Source organism: Streptomyces sp. NPDC127117, assembly GCF_042677325.1.
GTDB lineage: Bacteria > Actinomycetota > Actinomycetes > Streptomycetales > Streptomycetaceae > Streptomyces.
Genome location: NZ_JBHXTM010000007.1, coordinates 101,008 through 107,243 on the forward strand (window position 1 = coordinate 101,008; position 6,236 = coordinate 107,243).

4 protein-coding genes are annotated in these 6,236 nt (G+C 70.4%); all 4 read left to right on the plus strand.

Going from position 1 to position 6,236, the window contains the following annotated elements; translation table 11 throughout:
* Nucleotides 1-36 precede the first annotated feature (36 nt).
* Nucleotides 37-1,461, plus strand: coding sequence for a class II fumarate hydratase (locus ACFVH0_RS08940; RefSeq protein WP_385818906.1), 1,425 nt, complete (start codon nucleotides 37-39; stop codon nucleotides 1,459-1,461).
* Nucleotides 1,462-1,519: 58 nt separating this feature from the next.
* On the plus strand, nucleotides 1,520-2,218 hold the full coding sequence (locus ACFVH0_RS08945; protein ID WP_385818907.1) for a DUF402 domain-containing protein: 699 nt from the start codon (nucleotides 1,520-1,522) through the stop codon (nucleotides 2,216-2,218).
* A gap of 371 nt (nucleotides 2,219-2,589) precedes the next feature.
* On the plus strand, nucleotides 2,590-4,521 hold the full coding sequence (locus ACFVH0_RS08950) for a SpoIIE family protein phosphatase (protein ID WP_385818908.1): 1,932 nt from the start codon (nucleotides 2,590-2,592) through the stop codon (nucleotides 4,519-4,521).
* Nucleotides 4,522-4,680: 159 nt separating this feature from the next.
* Complete coding sequence (locus tag ACFVH0_RS08955) at nucleotides 4,681-6,150, plus strand: catalase (protein WP_385818909.1); 1,470 nt, start codon at nucleotides 4,681-4,683, stop codon at nucleotides 6,148-6,150.
* The last annotated feature ends 86 nt before the right edge of the window (nucleotides 6,151-6,236 follow it).

Sequence of the window (6,236 nt, forward strand, 5' to 3'; positions counted from 1 at the left end):
AGACAAGGGCTCAACTTTTTCAGGAGGTTGAACGAGATGGACGAGTCACAGACCGCCGGGCAGTCCCCCGCGGGCGGCGGAGATTTCCGCATCGAACACGATTCGATGGGCGAGGTGAGGGTGCCCGCGAAGGCCAAGTGGCGGGCCCAGACGCAGCGCGCGGTGGAGAACTTCCCGGTCTCCGGCCAGCGCCTGGAGCGGTCCCACATCGAGGCCCTGGCCCGGATCAAGGCGGCCGCCGCCAAGGTGAACGCCGAGCTGAAGGTGCTCGACCCGGACATCGCCGCGGCCATCGAGGAGGCCGCCGCCGAGGTCGCCGACGGCCGCTGGGACGACCAGTTCCCGGTCGATGTCTTCCAGACCGGGTCGGGCACCTCGTCCAACATGAACACCAATGAGGTGCTGGCCACCCTCGCCACCGAACGGCTGGGCCGCGAGGTCCATCCGAACGACCATGTCAACGCCTCGCAGTCGTCCAACGACGTCTTCCCGTCCTCCATCCACATCGCCGCGACGGCCGCCGTGACCGGAGATCTGATCCCGGCGCTGGACCGGCTGGCGACCGCCCTGGAGCGCAAGTCCGCCGAGTTCGCGACGGTGGTGAAGTCGGGACGTACGCATCTGATGGACGCCACGCCCGTCACCCTCGGCCAGGAGTTCGGCGGCTACGCGGCACAGATCAGGTACGGCATCGAACGGCTGCGCGCCTCGCTCCCCCGCCTCGCCGAGCTGCCCCTGGGCGGCACGGCCGTCGGCACCGGCATCAACACTCCGCCCGGCTTCTCCGCCGCCGTCATCGCCGAGGTCGCCCGCGCCACCGGGCTGCCGCTGGCGGAGGCCCGCGACCACTTCGAGGCGCAGGGCGCGCGGGACGGGCTCGTGGAGACCTCGGGGCAGCTGCGTACCATCGCCGTCTCGCTCACCAAGATCTCCAACGATCTGCGCTGGATGGCGTCCGGTCCACGCACCGGTCTCGCCGAGATCAACCTCCCCGACCTCCAGCCGGGCTCGTCGATCATGCCCGGGAAGGTGAACCCGGTGATCCCCGAGGCCGTGCTGATGGTCGCCGCCCAGGTGACGGGCAACGACACGACGGTCGCCACGGCGGGCGCGGCGGGCAACTTCGAGCTGAACGTGATGCTTCCGGTCATCGCGAAGAACCTGCTGGAGTCGGTACGGCTGCTGGCCAACGCCTCCCGCCTGCTCGCGGACCGCACGGTCGACGGGATCACGGCCAACGTCGAGCGGGCCAGGGAGTACGCCGAGTCCTCGCCGTCCGTCGTCACCCCGCTGAACAAGTACATCGGCTACGAGGAGGCCGCGAAGGTCGCCAAGAAGTCCCTCGCGGAACGCCGGACCATCCGCGAGGTGGTGCTGGACTCGGGATACGTCGAACAGGGCGACCTCACCGTGGAACAACTCGACGAAGCACTCGACGTACTGCGCATGACCCACCCTTGACCTGCCCCGCAGCCCCGGGGGCGGCGGGCCCCGGGGCCGGAGGCCCTAAGATCCGTCCATGGCAGGTACCGGAGACATCGAGCACTGGGCGCCGGGTGATCAGATCCTGTGGCGCTATCGCCGCAACGGCGCGTCGGCCGGGCGCGGGGCGCCCCGGGGCGTCCCGGACCCGTTCCACATCTGCCGTCCCGTCACCGTGGTCCAGGACACCGGCGAACTGCTCGCGGTGTGGGTGGCGCCCGGCACCGAGTGTGTGAAGCCGGTGCTGGCCAGTGGCCGGGACGTGCATGCCGAGCCGCTCGCCACCCGCTACACCGCACCGCGCACCACCGCCCGTTCCACCTGGCTGGGAAACGGTGTGCTGAAACTCGCCCGGCCCGGCGATCCCTGGTCCGTCTGGCTGTTCTGGGATCCGGTCTGGCAGTTCCGCAACTGGTACGTGAATCTGGAGGAACCGCACACCCGCTGGCAGGGCGGCGTCGACTCCGAGGATCATTTTCTCGACATCTCCGTCCGCCCCGACCGCAGCTGGGCCTGGCACGACGAGGACGAGTTCGCCATGGCACAGCGGGCCGGTCTGATGACCCCGGAGGCCGCGCAACGGGTGCGGGAGGCGGGACGGGCGGCCGTCGAGGTGATCGGGGAGTGGGGTGCGCCGTTCCGGGACGGCTGGGAGAACTGGCGGCCCGATCCACAATGGCGGGTTCCCGCGCTTCCGGATGACTGGGACCGCACCCCCTCGTATACGCCGTCGTGAGACCCTTGATGCACCCCAGGGGGACAACCGTAGGATCGTCCTCCGGAGTGCCGCTCCGCCCCAACCGGGAGGCTCGGCACCCGACCTGACCACAAGTCATCGCACGAGCACCGCGCACTGCATGAGCTGTATGAGCCACATCAGTCGTATGAATCGTATGAACCACTACGAGGGGGTGGAGACGTGCTCGCTGTTGCCCGCCCCGTCGCCGGAAACGTTGTCACCGGCCAACCCCACATGCATCCGGTTTCAGCCCCTCGTTCCGGGGCATCCGGTGACAGCCGTTGTTATCGCCGCTCTTGCCGGGGCACAGTAACGCCCCACGAGGTGATTGCCTCATACAACCGGCCCGGACGGACGGAACCCCACGCGTGACGGAGCACCCCACCTCCCACGAAGGCCGGCAGCCTCTCGCCGCCCGGTCGCAGGAACGCACCCGGCCGCGGCAGCAGGACGCCGCGCCGGCCGCTTCCCCTGCCACCGCCGCGATCCCCGGCCCGGCCGCGGCTCCGGGGTCGGCAGCCGGCCCCGCGACTCCCGCGGCGGGCACCGGCCCCGCAGGACTCGACCCGCAGGCCGCGGCCCGTCGCGAGGGCGACCGGCTGCGTTTCGTCGGGGCAGCCACCCGTCGGATCGCCCGCGGCATAGACCTGGACGAGATCGTGCTGGGTCTGTGCCGGGCCAGCGTGCCGACGTTCTCCGACGCCATACTGGTCTACCTCCGCGACCCGCTCCCGGTCGGTGACGAGCGGCCGGTCTCCCCCTTCGTGCTGCGGCTGCGCCGGTCCGACCGGCTGCGGCTGAGCGAGGAGGAGACGGACAGCTCGTCGGAGACCGAGCGGCTGCGGCTGCCCGTCATCGATCCGCACGGGGACCTGACGCCCGCGGCCGAGCTGTGCGAGGTCCGCTCCGGCGGCGCGCTGGCCGAGGTGCTGCGCGGGGTGCGGCCGGTCTTCGGGGACTCCGCGGCGGCCCGCGCCGCGCTGCCCGAGCTGCTCGGCGCCGGCCGGACCGTGCCCACCGGACACCGCGCCATCCTCGCCCCGCTGCGCGGACGGCGGCGGGTGATCGGTGCCGCCGTCTTCCTGCGCGGGACGGAGCGGCCACCGTTCGAGTCCAACGACCTGCTGGTCGCCGCCCAGCTGGCGACGCACACCGCGCTCGGCATCGACAAGGCAGTGCTGTACGGGCGCGAGGCGTACATCGCCGACGAGCTCCAGCGCACCATGCTGCCCGACTCTCTGCCGCAGCCGACCGGCGTCCGGCTCGCCTCCCGCTATCTGCCGGCCGCCGAGACGGCCCGGGTCGGCGGCGACTGGTACGACGCGATCCCACTGCCCGGCAGCCGGGTCGCCCTGGTCGTCGGCGACGTCATGGGCCACTCCATGACATCCGCGGCGATCATGGGCCAGCTGCGCACCACCGCACAGACCCTCGCCGGGCTCGACCTGCCGCCGCAGGAGGTGCTGCACCACCTCGACGAGCAGGCCCAGCGGCTCGGCAGCGACCGCATGGCGACCTGCCTGTACGCGGTGTACGACCCGGTCGCGCACCGGATCACCATCGCCAACGCCGGGCATCCGCCGCCCGTCCTGCTTCATCTGGGCGGCCGTGCCGAGGTTCTGCGGGTGCCGCCCGGCGCCCCGATCGGGGTCGGCGGGGTGGACTTCGAGGCCGTCGAGCTGGACGCGCCCGCGGGCGCCACGCTGCTGCTGTACACCGACGGCCTGGTCGAGTCCCGGCTCCGGGACGTGTGGACCGGGATCGAGCAGCTGCGCGAACGGCTCGCCGCCACCGCCCGGCTGACCGGCCCGGACCACTCGCCGCCGCTGGAGGCGCTCTGCGACGACGTGCTGGACATGCTCGGTCCGGGCGACCGGGACGACGACATCGCGCTGCTCGCCGCCCGGTTCGACGGGATCGCGCCGAGCGATGTCGCGTACTGGCATCTGGAACCGGAGGAGACCGCGCCGGGCCGGGCCCGCAGGCTGGCCCGTCGGGCGCTCAGCCGCTGGGGGCTGGACGATCTCTCCGACTCGGTGGAGCTGCTGGTCAGCGAGGTGGTGACCAATGCGGTGCGTTACGCGGAGCGGCCCGTGACGCTGCGGCTGCTGCGCACCGACATCCTGCGCTGCGAGGTCGGCGACGACTCCCCGCAGCTGCCCCGGCAGCGCCGGGCGCGTGACATGGACGAGGGCGGGCGCGGCCTGTTCCTGGTGAACCGGCTGGCCAGACGGTGGGGGGCGACGCGCCTGTCGACCGGCAAGGTGGTCTGGTTCGAGATGCCGTCCCGGAGCCAATAGCAGGACCGGCGAAGGGCACGGCGAATGCGTACGGGACGGGCGCGGGGCAGAGCCCTGTACGCACGGTAGCGAAATGTTGCCGACCTCCTGTCGGCGGGTTTGACTTCAGTCGTGAACGAGACGGCCTGACCGAAAACCCCCACCGACGGGAGGACGCTCGTGTCCGAGGAATCGAAGACCAAGAACACCCCGTACACCACGAACAACGCCGGAATCCCGGTGGAGAGCGATGAACACTCGCTCACTGTCGGAGCCGACGGACCGATCCTGCTCCAGGACCACTACCTCATTGAGAAGATGGCCCAGTTCAACCGTGAACGGGTTCCCGAACGAGTGGTCCACGCCAAGGGATCCGGCGCGTACGGCACCTTCAAGGTGACCAATGACGTCAGCCAGTTCACCAAGGCCGACATGTTCCAGCCGGGCAAGCAGACCGCCATGCTGGCCCGCTTCTCCACCGTCGCCGGTGAGCAGGGCTCCCCCGACACCTGGCGGGATCCCCGCGGTTTCGCCCTGAAGTTCTACACCGAGCAGGGCAACTACGACATGGTCGGCAACAACACGCCGGTCTTCTTCGTACGTGACCCGATGAAGTTCCAGGACTTCATCCGCTCGCAGAAGCGGCGCCCGGACAGCGCGGTACGCGACCACGACATGCAGTGGGATTTCTGGACCCTGTCCCCCGAGTCCGCGCACATGGTGACGTGGCTGATGGGCGACCGGGGCATCCCGAAGACCTACCGCCACATGAACGGCTACAGCTCGCACACCTATATGTGGGTGAACGCGGGCGGCGAGCGGTTCTGGGTGAAGTACCGCTTCAAGACCGACCAGGGCATCGACTTCTACACGCAGGACGAGGCCGACCGGATGGCCGGTGTGGACGGCGACGTCCACCGCCGCGACCTGTTCGAGGCGATCAAGCGCGGTGACCACCCGAGCTGGACGCTGTACGTCCAGGTCATGCCGTTCGACGACGCACCGGACTACCGGTTCAACCCGTTCGACCTGACGAAGGTGTGGCCGCACGGCGACTACCCGGAGATCGAGGTCGGCCGGATGACGCTGAACGAGAACCCGGAGGACTTCTTCGTCCACATCGAGCAGGCGTCCTTCGAGCCGTCGAACCTGGTGCCCGGCATCGGTCCGTCGCCCGACAAGATGCTGCTCGGCCGGCTCTTCTCGTACCCCGACACCCACCGGTACCGGATCGGCCCGAACTACGCGCAGCTGCCCCCGAACCGTCCGCGGTTCGGCCGGAACTCGTACGCGAAGGACGGCCCCATGCGGTACGAGCCGAGCCGTACCGGAGCGGTCTACGCGCCGAACTCGTACGGCGGTCCGGCGGCGGACACCGCGCGCTACGGCGACCCGGCCGGCTGGGCCACGGCGGGCGAGATGGTCCACGAGGCGTACAAGCTGCACAGCGAGGACGACGACTGGGGCCAGGCGGGCACGATGGTGCGCAAGGTCCTGGACGACTCGGCCCGCGACCGGCTGGTGTCGAACATTTCCGGCCATCTCCTCGACGGGGTGAGCGCCCCGGTCCTGGAGCGCGCGCTGCAGTACTGGCGCAACGTGGACAAGGACCTCGGCGACCGGATCGCCAAGAAGGTCAATGGCGGCTGACACCGAATATGGCAGTGGCCGCGCGGTCACGCCGCCGCCCCGCGATCCCCCCAACCCCCCCCCCCACCCCCCAACACGAAGCCCGA